Below are 16,348 nucleotides of genomic sequence, written 5' to 3' on the forward strand. Positions count from 1 at the left end.
ACTACTTTGTCAGCGCCGACCAGCGCTCGGTCAGCAATTTATTTGCAGCGTCGGTGTCATCCACGGTTGGGGTGATCCAATCAGCGGAAGTTGTGCCGAAGGTTGCACCATCAAGCAGAGCCTGGTCAACGGCGCCCGATTCCTTCAGCGCATCCACACGCACAGGAACCGAATTGCCCTCGAGGAACAACTGCTGGGCTTCGTCCGAGAAAATCCATTCCTGCCACAGTCGCGCAGCGGCTGGATGCGGGGCATCATTGCTGATCGCCTCGTTGTAAAAGGAGACGTAAGCAGCTCCGGGGATGATAGTGGTCTTAAAATCAGACTTCCCTGAGGCAGCTGCGATGTTGTTGAAGGACCAGTCGAAGACAACCGGGGTTTCACCCGACGCGATGGTGGCCGGGGTTGGGTCAACGGTGAGGAAGTTTCCTGCATCCTTCAACTTCTGCATCCAGTCAATACCCGCTCCAAAGTCTGCAACGCTTCCACCTGAGAGTGCCGAGATATTACCCACGGCAGCGAATGCCGCGCCAGCTTGGGTAGGGTCACCGTTCAGGGCCACGGCCCCGCGGTACATTTCGCCAAGCAGGTCATCAAGCTTCTTTGGCTCTTCGATGCGTGAGGAGTCATAGCCAACGGACATAATGCCCGTGTAGTTATTCACCCAAAGCCCTTCGGTGTCTTTATTGCCTTCAGGAATCGAGTCCCAGGTTTTGACCTTGTATGGGGCAAACTTATCGGTATTCGCCAAAGCCACAGCGGCACCCAGATCAAAAACGTCCGGGGCGGTGTCTTGACCGGCCTGGTTTTCGGCTGCCTGAATTTCCTCGGCAGAAGAAGCATTCGGGTTGGCCGAGTTGACGGTGATGTCGTATTTGTCTTCAAATCCGGTGATGATTGCCCCGTAGTTCGCCCAATCTTCAGGTAGAGCGATGACGTTGAGCTCTCCTTCTTCTTGAGCTGCGGAAACAAGGGCATCGAGCCCACCAAAGTCGGCGGCACTGGTCGCGGTGCTCGCATCAACGCCGTTGCCCGCTACAGCGGTTGCCGGTGGTTCAGCAGAGCAGGCGGCGAGCGTTGCAGATAAAGAAAGCACTACCGACGCTGAAAGCAATGAACGAAACTTCATAAGAATGGATCTCCTCAAGAGACGCACTTGTTTTAGGTGCGCGATTACTAGCAAAAGTTGGACAGATTTGCCCGGAAACCTTGATACAAGTTGACCGTAGCCATCGAACCTTGCTATTCAGAGTGCCCATGTTGAACTACCTGCTACGAGAAGGTAACGAGGAGAAAAACAATCCGAATGGATGAACCTTCAAGTTCAGCGAGGCGAGTCGCTAATGCCGAACTTGCAACGCGCGCCGGTTCTCATCTTCGTCTCATTTGCCTCGGACACAATGGTGGTATGGGTTTGGAAACGTTGCGTCGTATCGCACTTCTGGTCATTGTGATCGTGGTGGTGCTCTTGGGAATTCTCGGCATCCGGCAGGTCGTCGCGGATCCTTCGGATAAAGACTTAGGAAACGGCTTCATCATCCAGGACACGCACCCCTCTCCTTCGGGCGGTGAGCCAGGTATCCCCTCACCATCACCCACCCCCTCGACAACCCGGTCGGACAAACCCTCAAAAACTTCGATACCAACTCAAAGCCCGAAAACTAGTGCGCCTCCGGTGAAAAAATCGCCTACGGCCAAGCCGAGCAAGGCCCCTACGGTCAAACCAAAACCGAGCAAAAAACCAGTCGTCCCACTGCCACCATCGGCAAACAGCTACGATGACGATGACGATGACGATGACGATGATGACCTAGAGGGCGATGATGACGACTAAACGCTCATGGTCCATCCGTGCGCGGGTGCTCACCGGAATGCTGCTGGTTGTGGGACTGGCGTTGCTCTGCGCGGGGGCCGCCAGTTTCGCGGTTCAACGTCATGAATTGAACGAGCGAATCGATGACTCGTTATCACGCACCGTGCAGGAATTTGGGGTGCTCACCGAAACCGGGGTGGATCCTCGAACGCTGAAACGCTTTGAAAAAGCCGAAGATCTGCTCTACACCGCCATGCAACGCACGTTGCCATCCCGGCATCAAGGCATGCTGGGACTAGCCGATGGTGACGTCCGCTGGACCGCACCCGAAGTAGTGGAATTACGGCTCGAAGATGACCCTGAATTTCTCCAGTGGGCGCAACAGAGCAAAACAGATAGCCATATCCACCTAGGCACCGTCACCACCGAAATCACTACCTATCGGGCGGTGGTAGTTCCCGTGCAGCTTCCGGAAGACCCCAAATCGAGCGCCTTCGTCCTCGCCTATGATTATCACGCCGAGGCACGCGCCAATGACCGTAATATCTCGATATTTACGGCCGTAGGGTTCCTCGTCATGGCGCTGGCGGCGGGCGCCTCTTGGTTGGTCGTCAACCGGACACTGGAACCGATCCGACGACTGCAAACCACCGCACACCAGATCTCGGAAAGTGACCTGTCTCGGCGTATTGAAGTCACCGGAAACGATGAATTCGCCGAGTTGACGGTGACCATCAATGAGATGCTCGACCGTTTAGAAGACTCGCTCAAGTCACAACGACAGCTACTGGACGATGTTGGACATGAGCTACGTACACCGGTAACCATCGTCAGTGGACATCTTGAACTAATGGATGAAAATGATCCAGAAGACGTCACGCAGAGCAAAGACATTGCCTTGGACGAGATGAGTCGCATGTCCCTACTCATTAACGACTTAGTAATGCTCGCTAAATCAAACCGGGCTGACTTCATCCAGCCAGCACCCACGGAAGTGGGCGCTCTACTAGATGAGATTTTGGACAAAGCCCGTGGCTTAGGTGACCGGCACTGGCGCATAGATTACCGCTGCGAATCTACCGTCACCCTCGACCAAACGCGCATTACCCAGGCGATGTTACAGCTCTGCGCTAACGCCGTGAAGTTTTCTTCCACTGGCACTCGCATCGGTTTGGGCAACGAAGTTCTGAGAGACGGACACGGCGAGACGTTGTTGCGTTGGTGGGTCTCAGATAACGGCGTGGGAATCCAACCCGAAGATATCGAACGTATCTTTGAGCGCTTTGGGCGTGGAAAGAACTCGGTGCGCTCGGACGGTTCCGGTCTGGGGTTAAACATTGTTTCGGCCATAGCCACGACCCATGGCGGTAGCGTCTGGGTAGATGCTGAGCCTGGGAAGGGCTCCACTTTTTATATCGATATCCCACTGACAAAACGAGGTACCGAAGTATGAGTCGTATCCTGATCATTGAAGATGAGCCACGTATTAGTTCATTTGTTGCCAAGGGCCTGCGCGCAGCGGGACTGACTTCTGCTGTGGCCGGTACCGGCCGTGACGGATTTGATTTGGCCCTCGAAGGCGACTTTGAGCTGATCATCTTGGATCTTGGGCTACCTGATGAAGACGGTTTCTCGGTGCTCCGACGAATGCGTGCGGCACATATTGATTCCCCAGTCATTATTTTGACCGCGCGAGGCAGCGTGGAAGACACCGTCACCGGACTGCAAAATGGCGCCGATGACTATATGAGCAAGCCTTTCCATTTTGACGAATTACTAGCCCGCGTGAGGTTACGTCTGCGCACAGAAGATAATGCGAGCGAAACGTCGGTGCTCAGTCACGAGGATCTCGAAATGGATTTGTTGCGACGCCGGGTACTCGTGGCAGGAAAGGAAATTGAACTCTCAGCCCGCGAATTTGCGCTGGCCGAAGCCTTCCTGCGCAACCCAGGCCAGGTGCTCAGCCGCGAACAACTGCTCTCCAGAGTGTGGGGTTACGACTTTGATCCTGGCTCAAATGTGGTGGACGTGTATGTGCGCTACCTACGAAACAAACTTGGCGGGGAACGCTTCGAAACCGTTCGAGGTGTGGGCTACCGCCTAGCTAGCGCGCGTTAAACAAGCATTTCCCCGAGATATTCTCGGGGAAATGCTTGCCTAGGAGATCTAACTACGGACCATCGACCAGGGGCGCGTCGGGTGTGACACCGGGCCATGGCGCGTTCCGAAGCGTTGGGCCAAGAGTCGACTCCAGCGGTTGGCTGGGAGCTGAGGATGTAGCAATGCTATCCCGATACAGTACTTGGACATGCTGACCTCACGAATACCTAGTTCAGCAAGCGCCCGGTCGGAGACCCCACGGCCGTCTGCGGATTTGGTTTCCACCACTATCAGGTCCGGTCCTGCGATCTGTTTTTCATCGTTTGCGTAGTTCAATTCCACGTCGCAGGTGACTCGTTCACCGTCAATGGGATTCACGAATGTCGCTCGGGTGTAGGTGCTATCAAGGACCGCTGACAACGGTGGCGCTTCTTCGCCATATTCGCTGGCCAATACCTGGTCTAGGAATTCACGATTCTCTTCGCTGAGTTCACCGGCTTGCTCTGGCGCTTGTTCCACACGGTGTTTCACCGTTGCTCCACGGAGTCCTTTAGTTTTTATTTCAAACATCGACAGTCCGGTATCCGCGTATGTGCGGGAGCGGACCTTATAGCGTCGGCGACGCCCTTGGCGGTGGGCACGATACTGTTCAAAATCCTCGGTATCGAAGTACACAGACTCATAACGAAAGGTTCGTAGTCCGTCGATTTCCATGATTTTAAACTGATCCCCCAGCCGTTCAGACAATGCGGTGAACTCTTCTGGCGTCAGCAAAAATTTACGGTCCACACGAGTTTGCAATGCGGCTTCCGAGATCACCTCGGCTAGTCCGATTGGTGCTCGATCTACAACAGCATCTTCTAAAACCTCACGGGATAGCGAAGCCATCGCTTGCGCGGTCATTTCGACCACGACTCCTGTTTAGCCTCAGTTGCCGAAGTTGGCGAGGCTTTTGCTAGCTCATAGGTACCACCGGACTCCACCGGCTGCTGCTGTGGTTTCATGTGCTTATTGGTCCGGAAGCGGACATCCACAATAGTCAGGTCACGGACCATGTCCAGTTCAACAACCACGGTGCGCAGTACCTTCGCGTTGAGCAGATCTTCTAGCGCAGCCACCAGATCTGGCTTTTGCGCATAAGCTTTCTCTAAAGTCACCGTCTGGCGTTCGGTGCGCGGTGCAAAACTTGGGTGGTCTGCCACATACATTACGAGCACCAAGGCGGCGGTAGCCGACGGCGCCAACCAGGCCGGGTCCGGATGCAGTCCATTAACCAGACCAATGGCAAGAGAGATGAAGTAGTAAGCGACTTCTTCTTGCGTCAGAGTATCGGAACGTAGTCGAATAATCGACAAAATACCGAAGAGACCCAGCCCAAGCCCCATCCCCGCTCCACTGCCTGAAAGCAACATGGTGACCGCAAAAATACCCATGCTCAGCGCAACGTAAGCCAATACCAAATCACGCCTGAAATGCCTGCGAAAATACACGAAGTAAACCAAGATGGTGATGCCGACGATGTTTGAACCTAGAGCCAGCCAGAACGAAAGCACGGTGGACTCCCTTCATTGTGATGAGGTGATGATTTGTTCTCTCAAATGAACTCTAGGTAAACAATATGAAACTAAAAGTAGAACCTCATGAGAACGCCCTCATATTTCAATCATCGGCGCTAAACGGTCCGAACACTGATGTTAATGGTTCAAAGCTCAGCGAGACACAGGTTGGTCAGATGTTTATGCTCGACCCCAAGTGGGCCCTGAACGCCGAAAAGTCATGAGGATTGGAGAGTCTTCCACGCACAGCTCTATGGGTCGCGTGCTTTTGGACAAAAAATGCGGACGAAAACTTGTAAGTTTTCGTCCGCATCTTTTGTCAGTTGTTACTCGGCTTCGATAGCTGCCTTTGCGCTGGAATCCGAATCGTTGAGGAACTTCTCAATGCGATCCACTTCTTCGCTTTCACCAATCGCTGCAGCCGCACGGCCCAGCGCGTAGAGCGAACGCAGAAAGCCGCGGTTTGGCTCATGGCGCCAAGGCACTGGGCCCTGTCCGCGCCATCCAGCCTTTCGCAGCGAATCCAGGCCACGGTGATAACCCACGCGAGCGAACGCGTAAGAATCCACGGTGCGACCCTCGGCATGAGCCTCGTTGGCGAGCAGAGCCCAGACCAGCGATGACGATGGGAACTTAGCCGCCAAGTCGATAGCTTCGTCTCCGGCGTCCAGACGCGCAAGCACGTCGGTTTCCTCCGGCAATAGTGTTTCTGGAATCCCCAGTAGGTTCTCTCCGACCATGTTTACTTCAGCGACTTTCCGGCGGAGCCTAGCTGACGCGATGCTTCGACGATGCGAGCAGCCATGGACTCTTCAGCCTTGGCGCCCCAAACGCGAGGGTCATAGGTCTTCTTGTTGCCGACTTCGCCGTCAACCTTCAGCACGCCGTCGTAGTTAGCGAACATGTGGCCGGCAACTGGGCGGGTGAACGCGTACTGGGTGTCGGTATCAATGTTCATCTTGATCACGCCGTAGGAAACAGCATCTGCGATTTCCTGCTGGGAGGAGCCCGAACCACCGTGGAAGACTAGGTCAAAGGGGTTAGCCTTGCCCAGCTTCGTACCGATCTGAGCCTGAATGTCCTTCAGGATCTCTGGACGGAGCTTCACGCCGCCTGGCTTATACACGCCGTGCACGTTACCGAAGGTCAAGGCCGTGATGTAACGACCCTTTTCGCCGGTGCCCAAGGCTTCGATGGTCGCCATGGCGTCTTCAACGGTGGTGTACAGCTTTTCGTTGATTTCGTTCTCTACGCCATCTTCTTCGCCACCTACGGTGCCGATTTCAACTTCGAGGATCTGCTTGGCAGCAGCGGTGCGTGGTAGCAATTCTGCTGCGATACGTAGGTTTTCTTCTAGAGTCTCTGCCGAGCCGTCCCACATGTGGGAGTTGAAGAAAGGATCTCGGCCAGCGGCGACCTCTGCTTCAGACGCAGCAAGCAGTGGCAGGACAAAGCTGTCCAGCTTGTCCGCTGGGCAGTGGTCGGTGTGTAGCGCAATATTCACGCCGTAGCTCTTAGCTACCTGACGTGCAAAGGCGGCAAAGCCGAGCGAGCCGGTGACCATGTCCTTGACGGAGGCACCGGACCAGTAGGCTGCGCCACCGGTGGAAACCTGGATGATGCCATCTGACTCAGCTTCTGCGAAGCCGCGGATTGCGGCATTCAGGGTCTGCGAGCTGGTGACGTTGACCGCCGGGAAGGCGTAACCGCCAGCCTTGGCGGCATCGATCATTGCATTGTACTTATCGGGGGTTGCGATAGGCATGCTTCACTCCTTGTGATTAGCGAGGGTGGACGCGTCGCCGTTGACGGCGTTTCTCACCCCATCCTATCGGCAGCAGGCCCTGACGTGGCATAGATCTCTGAACGTGACACGAGTTGCCACCGATTTAACGAACAAACCGCGGATGTTACCCGGACCAGAAGCCGGCTAACACCCGCGGTATACGTTCACTTGCTACTTACTTTCAGACTCCGAGGTCTGAACATTGTTGCTTGCAGATCCAGACTGCTTTGGAGCCACAGGGCTCTGAGACCCACCGGAATTCGAGTCTGAAGGCGGCTGCGGAGTATTGGACTCAGGCTTCTCCGGCTGAGGTGCCGAAGGTTTTGGCTTTGGCGAAGTTGGAGGTGCTTCCGTCTCCGGTACCGAAGGCTTCGGCGACGGTGTGTCCTTACCGTCCGTTGGAGACTCCGAGCCTTCCGGCGGCGAAGGATCCTTAGTGCCATCGGTCGGTGACGGAGTTTTTGTGTCCGTCGGCGATGGCGACTTGGTATCGGTCGGTGAAGGAGTGTTCGAATCGCTCGGTGACGGAGATTTGGACTCAGTAGGCGACGGCGAGTTTGAATCACTCGGGCTTGGCTTAGGTTTTGGTTTAGGTTTCGGCACCACTGGGGTGTCGTTCTCCGGTACCACCACGTCAGGGTTCGCGCCCTGGTCACGGTTTGGAGCCTGAGACTGTGGACCGTTTGATCCGTTGCCCTTAGGCGCACTGTTCGAGTTGACCGTCAGACGGGTCGAATCGATCATTGCGTTTGGCTGTCCAGAAATATTTGGAAGGTAGTTACGTGGATCGTGCCAACGGCCATCAACAATGACCTCGAAGTGCACGTGGCAGCCGGTCGAGTTCCCGGTAGTACCGGCGAGCGCGATCAGTTCACCCTGCTTGACCTCTTGGCCAATCTTGGCGACTAGCTTTGAGTTGTGACTGTAGCCGGTCTGCACGTTGTTTCCGTGATCAATGGTCACGCGCATACCCGAGTGCCCGTGCCAACCGGAGACAATAACCCGTCCGGCTTCACTGGCGTAAACAGGGGAACCGCAAGAAATTGGGTAGTCCTGACCGATGTGGATCTGATTTCCAGCACCGGTAGGGTTGCTGCGCCAGCCGTAAGGGCTGGAGATACGGCGGGTTGGGACCGGATGCATGAGTTGCAAGCCACCGGGTAGCTGACCAATGGCGCCTACGGCTCCGGCCAACAATGCCGTCTCAGTTTCGGATTCTGCTTCTTCGGAAGATTCCGCCGCTCCCTCAACCATGCCTAGCGGGCGACCATCAATGGCAAGCGCATGTCCCGATCCGCCGAAAGCGTTCAAAGGTGCATCTTGACTGACATAAACCGAATTGCTGAAATTTGCCTGTTCGGCGTTTGCTTCGATTGCAATGGGCATATTGCCCTGACGGTTATCTGCTGTCTGCGCAACGATAGGAATTGCGAGCGCTCCGGTGAGTCCTATAGCGGCCACCACAGAGGTAGCCCATACGACCAGACGTTTCCTTTTTCGGGGTAATCCGATAAGTAGTAGGTCGTGGTTTACCTGATGTCGCCGTTTCACTACAAGCCGCTCCCAGATCACGAATGCATAACCAAGGCCTAGCCTAAGCTGAATTCGGCAACTAATCCAGATGCTCGAGTAAACTTCTGCTTAAAAATCAGATGTTTAGACTTTTGTTAACTTATACGTTGCCCAAAGACGTGCCGGCGAACCCACGCGTGCATAGCTATCCCAGCTGCTGAGGCAGCATTTATCGAACGAGTTGAACCGAACTGCTCTATTGAAAGTGTGTCTTTTGCTGCCGCGTGCACCTCGGGGCTAAGCCCTGGACCTTCTTGACCGAAGACCAGAACGCAGTTTCGCGGCAGATCATAGGTTTCTAGCGGGACAGAGTCGGGGAAGATGTCAATCCCGATAATTGTCAGCCCTTCTCCCTCGGCCCAGGTTACAAATTCATCCACGGTGGCATGGTGGCGTACGTGTTGGTAACGATCGGTGACCATCGCTCCGCGGCGGTTCCAGCGTCGACGGCCAATAATATGTACTTCCTTGGCGAGGAACGCATTAGCCGAGCGCACCACGGTGCCAATGTTCATATCGTGTTGCCAGTTTTCGATAGCGATATGAAAATCGTGGCGGCGTTCGTCAAGATCTGCAATGATCGCGTCCATTGACCAGTACCGGTACTTGTCGGCAACGTTGCGCTTATCGCCCTCCGCCAATAGCTCGGGGTCGTAGTGCGTTTCGGTGGGTAGCTCTCCTTCCCAGGGGCCGACACCAATGATGTGTGCAGCTGCTGGGTCTACCATGGGTTCAACAGATTCTTCGTTCACCCTTTAAGGGTAGTTGTTCTGCGAGGTGTCCACGTTCACGGCGTTCTTGTTGTTTGCTGTGTAGGCTTTAAACATCAGGGAAGTTGATCGATGACGATACGTCCCACCATCACTGCCCAAGGAGGAATAACACCTCGTGACGACCGTAACTCGTGCCGCACGCACTATTCACGACATCAAAACCTGGCTGACCGACATGGACGGCGTATTAGTCCACGAAAATCAGGCCATCAAGGGTGCCGCCGAGCTCATGAAGTACTGGCGCGATAATGACTTGCGCTTCTTGGTGCTGACAAACAACTCCATCTACACCCCACGTGACCTGCGTGCTCGCCTACTGGCCTCCGGACTAGACGTTCCGGAGCAGAACATCTGGACCTCGGCATTAGCAACGGCAGAATTCCTTGCTCGCCAGCGTCCCGGTGGACGCGCGTTCGTTATCGGTGAAGCCGGACTGACCACCGCCTTGCACGACGCCGGGTTCATCATGACGGACCAGAAGCCGGACTACGTGGTTCTTGGTGAAACTCGCACCTACTCCTTCGAGGCCATCACCAAAGCAATTCGGTTAATCGAAGGTGGAGCGCGCTTTATCGCCACCAACCCGGATGCGACTGGCCCCTCGGCTGAGGGCCTCTTACCAGCAACAGGTGCCGTGGCCGCACTAATCACCCGCGCAACCAACCGCGAGCCATATGTGGTGGGCAAGCCAAACCCTATGATGTTCCGTTCGGCGTTGAACCGAATCGACGCACATTCGGAAACCACTGCGATGATCGGTGACCGTATGGATACCGACATTATCGCGGGCATGGAAGCAGGCCTGTTGACCGCACTGGTTCACACCGGCATTACCTCGGCCAGTGACGTTGATACCTTCCCATTCCGTCCAGACCTCCAGTTCTCATCGGTGGCGAACATTCACGCTGAACTGGTTGCCGACGGAGGCAATGGCTCAACGAAGGACGCGAAGCCTTCCAAGGACTAAGCACAAAATCTAAGCCGTATTAGAAACTGAGAATTTGGCCCTCTGTATCGAGATACCCCGATACAGAGGGTCGTCTTCTCCAGTTGACCTTGCAGAATTCGAGTCTGCGCCCTGATACAGGCCTGTCGCCGCTTCAAGGGGTGCGCCGTTTTAGTTATCTCTGCCTCGATGAAGAGCAGCAATAATCACGTCATCGATATTTTCTAACGGAATCAGACGCTCGGCCGGTGACCGTCAAATCACTTCTTATGAAGTTCAAAATCTAAGACTCCACCAGTACGACCGCGCACGGAGCTCGGCTACGGGCTACGCCGATATATACGGTCAAGATTTACTGACATTTTCTTTATACCGGCGAAAAGTTGAATTCATTTGAGACGAATTGAGCTGTCGGCAATACTCTCTTTCACCTCTGATATGGTTCCAACTTTCAAGAGAAGTCGCTACCAAATCAGACTTTGTAGTCAAAACCGTCGAACGCACCTGCGCTTCAAACGGTGCAACAGCGGGCTCAAAACATCACGCTACCTGTTATTGATCACGTTTTTCGCATCGTTCCAGACATGTTCAAGCGGGTTTTGGTCCGATGCGTACGCCACAAAACTGATCAAATAAATATCTTGCAAGGTTGGTTCTTGCGCCATCTCTGCACGAATCAGCTTGTATCTATGTCATGAAATGTAGTCCCAGACAATCTCGATCATCTTTCCCTGACTCATGCCCACCTAAGCCTGTACCGCATCCAAAATGGTGGTGCAGTTTCCTCGAACATCTCGCTGACATGCATTCCCAAGTGTCCCGGTTTAGAAAGCCGATAAATACTAGCAAGGCCACGTTCCACCCAACGCAGAGACACTGGGTGGGACGTGGCCTTCACATATGAATGGACACAGCGGAAGTACTCTTATTTAACCCTGACCGGGGTATCCATTACTCGACCTTCGGGGACCTCGCGCAATGGCCCAGTAATTCGGAATTCTGCTGCCAACGGCAGGTCCTCACTGCTGGAACCGACGCGCACGCCGAACACTCCTGGTTCCACCACACGCTGCCCGGATACTCCGGTAAAGGATGTACGTTCCGCGTGTAGTTCAAATTCCACCCGCTTCGATTCCCCGGCAGCCACTCGGACCTTGGCGAAGCCTGCGAGCCAGAGCCGTGGGCGAACTACTTGTGACACCTTGTCATCAAGATAAAGTTGCACTACTTCGGCACCATCGCGATCACCAATGTTGGAGACTGTTGCGCTGATGAGTACTGCGGCATCCGAGGAAATTTCGGTGGTTGATAATTCCAGATCTTTGAGCTCAAAGTTCGTATATGAACTTCCATGTCCAAACGGGTAGAGCGGCCGCGGATCAAGGTTCGATACGCCGTCGTTATTCCAGCCGAGCTGTCCGGTGAGATATGTTCCGGGCTGGCCACCGAGGTGGTCCGGTATCTGCACAGGCAGCTTCCCCGACGGGTTAACCGCGCCGCTGAGTACAGATGCGAGAGCCGGGCCGCCTTCAACACCAGGCATAAATGCCTGCACGACGGCCTTAACCCGAGACTCGAACTGCCCTAAGGAATAGGGACGGCCAGTGACCAGCACCAGTACCGTCGGTGTTCCGGTGGCAAGTACCGCTTCGACTAGCTCGACTTGTTTGCCGGGCAGAGCTAGATCCACCACGTCGCAACCTTCGCCGGAAGTTCCCCGGCCAAAGAGTCCAGCCAGATCTCCCACCGTCACTACCGCAATGTCTGCAGCGCGGGCTGCTTCTACCGCAGCGTCGATGCCGCTAACATCTGGATGCGTAAAATCGACGCCACGCTCATAGTTGAAGCGACTATCGCTGAGAGCCGGTTCGTCGCGGAGCGCTTCGAGGATAGATTGCATCGCAATTCCATGATCATCATCTGCGGCATACCGTGAGTGCACATGATTCGTAAAGGAGTAACAGCCTAGATGAGTTCGCGGTTGGCTGGCCGATGGCCCAATGACGGCTACCGATGCGTGGTTTTTCAAGGGAAGAACTCCCTCGTTTTTCAGCAGCACGATGGACTCTTCGGCCATTTTTCGTGCGTGGGCTCGATTCTCTGATGAGTCCAAGTCAACGTCGGACCCAGCCCACTGTGCTTCGGGGGACCACTCGGAGTCCAACAGTCCCAGCTGAGCTTTCTGCGTGAGTACTCGACGTACGGCTTCATCGAGGATGCTGGGCTCTAGTTTTCCTTCGGCAACTGCGCGGCCCAGATTACGGAAGGCGTTGGTTTCGGGAAGTTCCACATCCATCCCGGCAGATAGCGAAATGATTCCGGCATCATTCAAGGTTTCGGCAACCTGATGCATTCCCTGCAAGAAGCTGATCGACCAGTAATCGGAAACTACAGTACCTTCAAAACCCCACCGTTCGCGCAGGATCTGCGTCAATAAGCGATGACTCGCTGCCGGCGCTTCGCCATCAAGATCCGAGTAGGAGTTCATTACCGAATGAACTTTTCCTTCTCGGATGGCTCGTTCGAAGGGTGGAAAGACAACGTCTTCCTGTTCACGCACTCCCATGGAAACCGGTGCGTGATTGCGACCGGCTTTGGATGCTGCGTATCCGGCAAAATGTTTCAGCGTCGCATGGACGCCGCCAGACTGTAGCCCCCGCACATAGGCAGTTCCCAACTCGGCGACCAGGTGTGGGTCCTCCCCCATGGTTTCCTCCACACGGCCCCATCGGTAGTCCCTGACCACGTCTAAGACCGGAGACAGACCGAGATGAACACCCATTTTTTTCATATCTTGGCCAATAAGATGCGCCATCTTATTCACTAGAGCCGGGTCAAAGCTTGCACCCCAAGCGATCGACGCTGGGTAGCAGGTTGCCGCCATGGTGGTGAACCCGGTCAGGCATTCTTCATGCGCTAAAGCTGGAATACCGAAGCGGTTGGCTGCGGTCACCTCGCGCTGCATCTGTGCCAGCTTGTCGCGTCCTTCAGCCGGGGTCACTGGAAACGATCCGAAGGCCCTAGTGATCTGTCCCAGACCATCCTGAATTTCTTCGGTGAAACTCACCCCATCAACGAAGGTGTCTTCCATGGGTGCAACGTTTCCCTCGCCAGAGTCGTTGTCTTCTTGGGGGCGAATCCAATAGGAACCAAGTTGGCTCACTTTTTCTTCGATGGTCATTTCGCCCATCAGCGCGTCGACTCGTTCTGCGATGGACAGTGCAGCGTTACGCCACGTGCTTTCTGCGATGTTCATTTTGGTCCTTAGTACTGGGCATTAGCCCGAAAAGTGTTTCCGCGAGGCCTTAGCCTTTGACTGCTCCTTGCAGGCCGCTGACAATGCGGCGCTGCATGGCGAGGAAGAAAATCAGCGCGGGGATCATGGCCAAGGTGGTGAAGGCAAAGACTCCTGCGGTATCTGCAGAGTGCTCGGTCGAGAAGTCTGCGACGCCCAACGGGAGGGTGCGCATCTCACCTTGGAGTAGCAACAGCGGTAGCAGGTAGGCATTCCACGAGCCCACGAAGGCGAGTACGCCTACGGTGACCATGCCCGGGCCAGATAGCGGCAATAAGATGCGCCAGAAAAAACCGATGCGACTGGTTCCATCCAGCTGGGCCGCTTCTTCTAGTTCTTGAGGCAACGCGATCAAGAAGGGGCGCAGGATGACTACCGTCATCGGTAGTGCGAACGCTGCCTGCGGCAAGGCGACGCCCCACCAGGTATTGCCTAGGTTCAAATCTCGGGAGATCAGGATAAATAACGGAACGATTGCCACCGTGGCGGGAAAGAGCAGGCCCAGCACGAAGACCATGAAGATCGGTTCGCGAAGCCTGAACTGGTACCGCGCCAATGGGTAGGCCGCCATGATTCCAAAAACCACCACAATCACCGTGGTGAGCACCGCGATCATCGTAGAGTTCAGGGCATAACGCCAGAATTCTGGGTTGTTTAGTACCCCGGTGTAATTGCTCAGTACCCATGGTTCCGGTAGTGCCGCGGGCGCTTGGGCTAGCTGCGCATTGGTACGAAACCCACCAAGTACCCCATAAAGCACCGGCCCTAGGGTCAGTGCTACCACTGCTAGGGAAAGCGCGTACACAAGTACGTTTCCACCATATTTACCCTGAGATTTTTTGGTCTTCATAGCGGGTTTTATTGAGGTTGTTGCAGTGCTCATCGACGCACCTTCTTTCGCTTACGCGAAGTATCGGGCTGAGTATCGCGTTTGAGGATGAACTGCTGATAAGAGACGGCGAGAATCAGCGCAACGATAAACAAGATCACCGATGCAGCCGAAGCGACGCCGAAGTTCTGTCGTTTGGTTCCCTCAGATACGAGGAATGTGGCCATCGTTGTCGTGGAATTTGCTGGCCCGCCGCCGGTAAGAATCCAGACCATGTCAAAGAGCTGCAAGGAACCGACCATCGAGAGGAAACCCCAGGTGCGCAGGGTTGGCCCCAGCAATGGGATGGTGATTTTGCGTTGGATTTGCCACCATGAGGCTCCATCAATTTGCGCAGCCTCATAGAGTTCATCCGGCACCCCTTGCAGTCCAGCAAGGAACAGAATCACCGCGAGACCTAGATATTTCCAGGTCAACACGATGAGCACAGTCCACAGCGCCAGGTCTGGCGTACCTAGCCAACCTTGCGCAGGACCCTGAATGCCGAGTTTAGCCAATACGGTATCGATCAACCCGTACTGTGGCTGCAAGAGCTGGAACCATACGACGCCGGCGATTACTTCGGACAATACGTAAGGTACGAAGATGATGGTGCGCAGCAACCCTTGAATCTTCATCTTGCGGTTGAGCAACAACGCGATCGCCAACCCCAGCGGCAGCTGGATGATGATCGATCCGGCAATGATGACCAGGTTATGCACTAAAGCGTCGGTGAAGACCTCGTTTTGTAGCACCCTGACGTAGTTCTGCAGGCCGACGAAGTCTACAAGCGGTCCGAATCCTTTCCAGTTATAGACGGAGAACCGCACCGCTTGAATGATCGGCACCAACATAAACATCGCGATGAGCAACAACGCTGGAGTGACGAAGAACAGGATCTCCAGGTTTTTTCGCTTATCCGCCGGCGCGCGTAGTTTTCGTTTTGGCGATCGGCTCCCACGCTCGGCCGCGGTGTTCCGCGGCCGAGCTTCGGCAGCCGTGCTCTGCCTGGCCGGTACGGTGGCAGAAACGACTTTGACCCCTTCTGTCACCGAGAATCACTTCTCCATATTTGCGGCGTCTTGGCTCTTAGCGACGATGTCTGCTGGTGAGGACTGTCCGGCAAAGAGCAACGCGATTTCGTCATTCATCGTTCCACCAACGGAGGCGCCGAAAGCGGTGTCGAAGTACAGCTGAACGTAAGGGGATTCATCGCGGGCCTTGAGCAGCGAGGCGAGGGCCGGGTCTGCCACTGAGTCATTGGCCGCCGGGTTAGTAGGCAGTCCCATATCTAGCTTCGCGAAGCCTTGCTGCACGCTATCGGAGAGCAGGTACTTGACGAAGTCGACTGCTTCGTCCGGAGCGTCTTGCGAAACACCCCATGCGTCGCCGCCGCCGAGCTGTGCATCCTGCGCTCCGGCACCGCCGTCAATTGTTGGGAATGGGAACCATCCGGTGTCATCACCCAGACCTTTACCGTCTTCGGTGAGTCCCTGCATAATGCCCGGTTCCCAGTGGCCCGCCAATTCCATGGCTACTCGTTCGGTGGCTAGCAGGCCTGAGGCTGAGGTTGGGCCGGACTGTGCCGGAGTGGAAAGGAATCCGGGATTAAATGGCTCTTGTTTTCTATCGGGACATC

15 protein-coding genes are annotated in these 16,348 nt (G+C 55.1%); 4 read left to right on the top strand and 11 right to left on the bottom strand.

The annotated features are described in order from the left end of the window. Position 1 precedes the first annotated feature (1 nt). The gene (locus tag CIK74_RS11175) at positions 2-1,129 is read right to left on the bottom strand and encodes an ABC transporter substrate-binding protein (RefSeq protein WP_096256292.1); all 1,128 of its coding nucleotides are present in this window, start codon (positions 1,127-1,129) and stop codon (positions 2-4) included. Between the two features lie 177 nt (positions 1,130-1,306). On the opposite strand from CIK74_RS11175, the gene CIK74_RS11180 reads away from it, so the two are divergent. Genes CIK74_RS11180 through CIK74_RS11190 form a run of 3 tightly spaced genes read left to right on the top strand, consistent with a single transcriptional unit; the run spans position 1,307 to position 3,931 of the window. After that, on the top strand, positions 1,307-1,834 hold the full coding sequence (locus CIK74_RS11180) for a hypothetical protein (RefSeq protein ID WP_096256293.1): 528 nt from the start codon (positions 1,307-1,309) through the stop codon (positions 1,832-1,834). After that, positions 1,821-3,266: a HAMP domain-containing sensor histidine kinase gene (locus tag CIK74_RS11185; RefSeq protein WP_240520531.1), complete on the top strand. Its 1,446-nt coding sequence runs from the start codon at positions 1,821-1,823 to the stop codon at positions 3,264-3,266. Before CIK74_RS11180 ends, CIK74_RS11185 begins: the two co-directional genes overlap by 14 nt. Further along, complete coding sequence (locus CIK74_RS11190) at positions 3,263-3,931, top strand: response regulator transcription factor (protein WP_096256294.1); 669 nt, start codon at positions 3,263-3,265, stop codon at positions 3,929-3,931. The genes CIK74_RS11185 and CIK74_RS11190 overlap by 4 nt, the downstream gene beginning before the upstream one ends. Before the next feature lie 48 nt (positions 3,932-3,979). Here CIK74_RS11190 and CIK74_RS11195 read toward each other — a convergent pair whose 3' ends face one another. The 6 genes from CIK74_RS11195 to CIK74_RS11220 all read right to left on the bottom strand — a co-directional run bounded on the left by CIK74_RS11195 (position 3,980) and on the right by CIK74_RS11220 (position 9,555). Continuing rightward, a complete protein-coding gene (locus CIK74_RS11195) occupies positions 3,980-4,816 on the bottom strand; it encodes a polyphosphate polymerase domain-containing protein (RefSeq protein ID WP_096256295.1) in 837 nt (278 codons plus the stop codon). Further along, complete coding sequence (locus CIK74_RS11200) at positions 4,813-5,466, bottom strand: DUF4956 domain-containing protein (protein WP_096256296.1); 654 nt, start codon at positions 5,464-5,466, stop codon at positions 4,813-4,815. Before CIK74_RS11200 ends, CIK74_RS11195 begins: the two co-directional genes overlap by 4 nt. A gap of 329 nt (positions 5,467-5,795) precedes the next feature. Then, positions 5,796-6,209, bottom strand: coding sequence for a DUF3151 domain-containing protein (locus CIK74_RS11205; protein ID WP_096256297.1), 414 nt, complete (start codon positions 6,207-6,209; stop codon positions 5,796-5,798). A 2-nt stretch (positions 6,210-6,211) separates the two neighbouring features. Next, positions 6,212-7,234 carry a class II fructose-bisphosphate aldolase gene (gene fbaA / locus CIK74_RS11210; protein ID WP_096256298.1) on the bottom strand — a complete coding sequence of 341 codons (1,023 nt, stop codon included), beginning with the start codon at positions 7,232-7,234 and terminating at the stop codon, positions 6,212-6,214. 192 nt (positions 7,235-7,426) lie between these two features. Beyond that, positions 7,427-8,806: a M23 family metallopeptidase gene (locus CIK74_RS11215; RefSeq protein WP_141392933.1), complete on the bottom strand. Its 1,380-nt coding sequence runs from the start codon at positions 8,804-8,806 to the stop codon at positions 7,427-7,429. Positions 8,807-8,922: 116 nt separating this feature from the next. Then, positions 8,923-9,555: an RNA methyltransferase gene (locus tag CIK74_RS11220; protein WP_096256300.1), complete on the bottom strand. Its 633-nt coding sequence runs from the start codon at positions 9,553-9,555 to the stop codon at positions 8,923-8,925. Positions 9,556-9,715: 160 nt separating this feature from the next. Between CIK74_RS11220 and CIK74_RS11225 the strand changes: the two genes are divergently transcribed. After that, positions 9,716-10,567 carry an HAD-IIA family hydrolase gene (locus CIK74_RS11225; RefSeq protein ID WP_096256301.1) on the top strand — a complete coding sequence of 284 codons (852 nt, stop codon included), beginning with the start codon at positions 9,716-9,718 and terminating at the stop codon, positions 10,565-10,567. Positions 10,568-11,471: 904 nt separating this feature from the next. Here the strand turns inward: CIK74_RS11225 and CIK74_RS11230 are convergent. The 4 genes from CIK74_RS11230 to CIK74_RS11245 all read right to left on the bottom strand — a co-directional run. Then, positions 11,472-13,802 carry a glycoside hydrolase family 3 N-terminal domain-containing protein gene (locus CIK74_RS11230; protein ID WP_096256302.1) on the bottom strand — a complete coding sequence of 777 codons (2,331 nt, stop codon included), beginning with the start codon at positions 13,800-13,802 and terminating at the stop codon, positions 11,472-11,474. A 49-nt stretch (positions 13,803-13,851) separates the two neighbouring features. After that, positions 13,852-14,691 (bottom strand): carbohydrate ABC transporter permease, encoded by an 840-nt coding sequence (locus CIK74_RS11235; RefSeq protein ID WP_096256310.1) that lies wholly within the window; start codon positions 14,689-14,691, stop codon positions 13,852-13,854. A gap of 29 nt (positions 14,692-14,720) precedes the next feature. Next, positions 14,721-15,761: a sugar ABC transporter permease gene (locus CIK74_RS11240; protein WP_096256303.1), complete on the bottom strand. Its 1,041-nt coding sequence runs from the start codon at positions 15,759-15,761 to the stop codon at positions 14,721-14,723. A 6-nt stretch (positions 15,762-15,767) separates the two neighbouring features. Continuing rightward, a partial coding sequence (locus tag CIK74_RS11245) for an extracellular solute-binding protein (protein WP_141392934.1) occupies positions 15,768-16,348 on the bottom strand: 581 nt, incomplete at its 5' end.

This window comes from Glutamicibacter sp. BW77, from assembly GCF_002332285.1.
Lineage (GTDB): Bacteria > Actinomycetota > Actinomycetes > Actinomycetales > Micrococcaceae > Glutamicibacter > Glutamicibacter bergerei.

Excerpts from the sequence above, each read along its gene's own strand:
- CIK74_RS11175 (WP_096256292.1), bottom strand. The coding sequence starts at position 1,129 with ATGAAGTTTCGTTCATTGCTTTCAGCGTCGGTAGTGCTTTCTTTATCT.
- CIK74_RS11180 (WP_096256293.1), top strand. The coding sequence starts at position 1,307 with ATGGATGAACCTTCAAGTTCAGCGAGGCGAGTCGCTAATGCCGAACTT.
- CIK74_RS11185 (WP_240520531.1), top strand. The coding sequence starts at position 1,821 with ATGATGACGACTAAACGCTCATGGTCCATCCGTGCGCGGGTGCTCACC.
- CIK74_RS11190 (WP_096256294.1), top strand. The coding sequence starts at position 3,263 with ATGAGTCGTATCCTGATCATTGAAGATGAGCCACGTATTAGTTCATTT.
- CIK74_RS11195 (WP_096256295.1), bottom strand. The coding sequence starts at position 4,816 with ATGACCGCGCAAGCGATGGCTTCGCTATCCCGTGAGGTTTTAGAAGAT.
- CIK74_RS11205 (WP_096256297.1), bottom strand. The coding sequence starts at position 6,209 with ATGGTCGGAGAGAACCTACTGGGGATTCCAGAAACACTATTGCCGGAG.
- fbaA (WP_096256298.1), bottom strand. The coding sequence starts at position 7,234 with ATGCCTATCGCAACCCCCGATAAGTACAATGCAATGATCGATGCCGCC.
- CIK74_RS11220 (WP_096256300.1), bottom strand. The coding sequence starts at position 9,555 with ATGGTAGACCCAGCAGCTGCACACATCATTGGTGTCGGCCCCTGGGAA.
- CIK74_RS11230 (WP_096256302.1), bottom strand. The coding sequence starts at position 13,802 with ATGAACATCGCAGAAAGCACGTGGCGTAACGCTGCACTGTCCATCGCA.
- CIK74_RS11235 (WP_096256310.1), bottom strand. The coding sequence starts at position 14,691 with ATGAAGACCAAAAAATCTCAGGGTAAATATGGTGGAAACGTACTTGTG.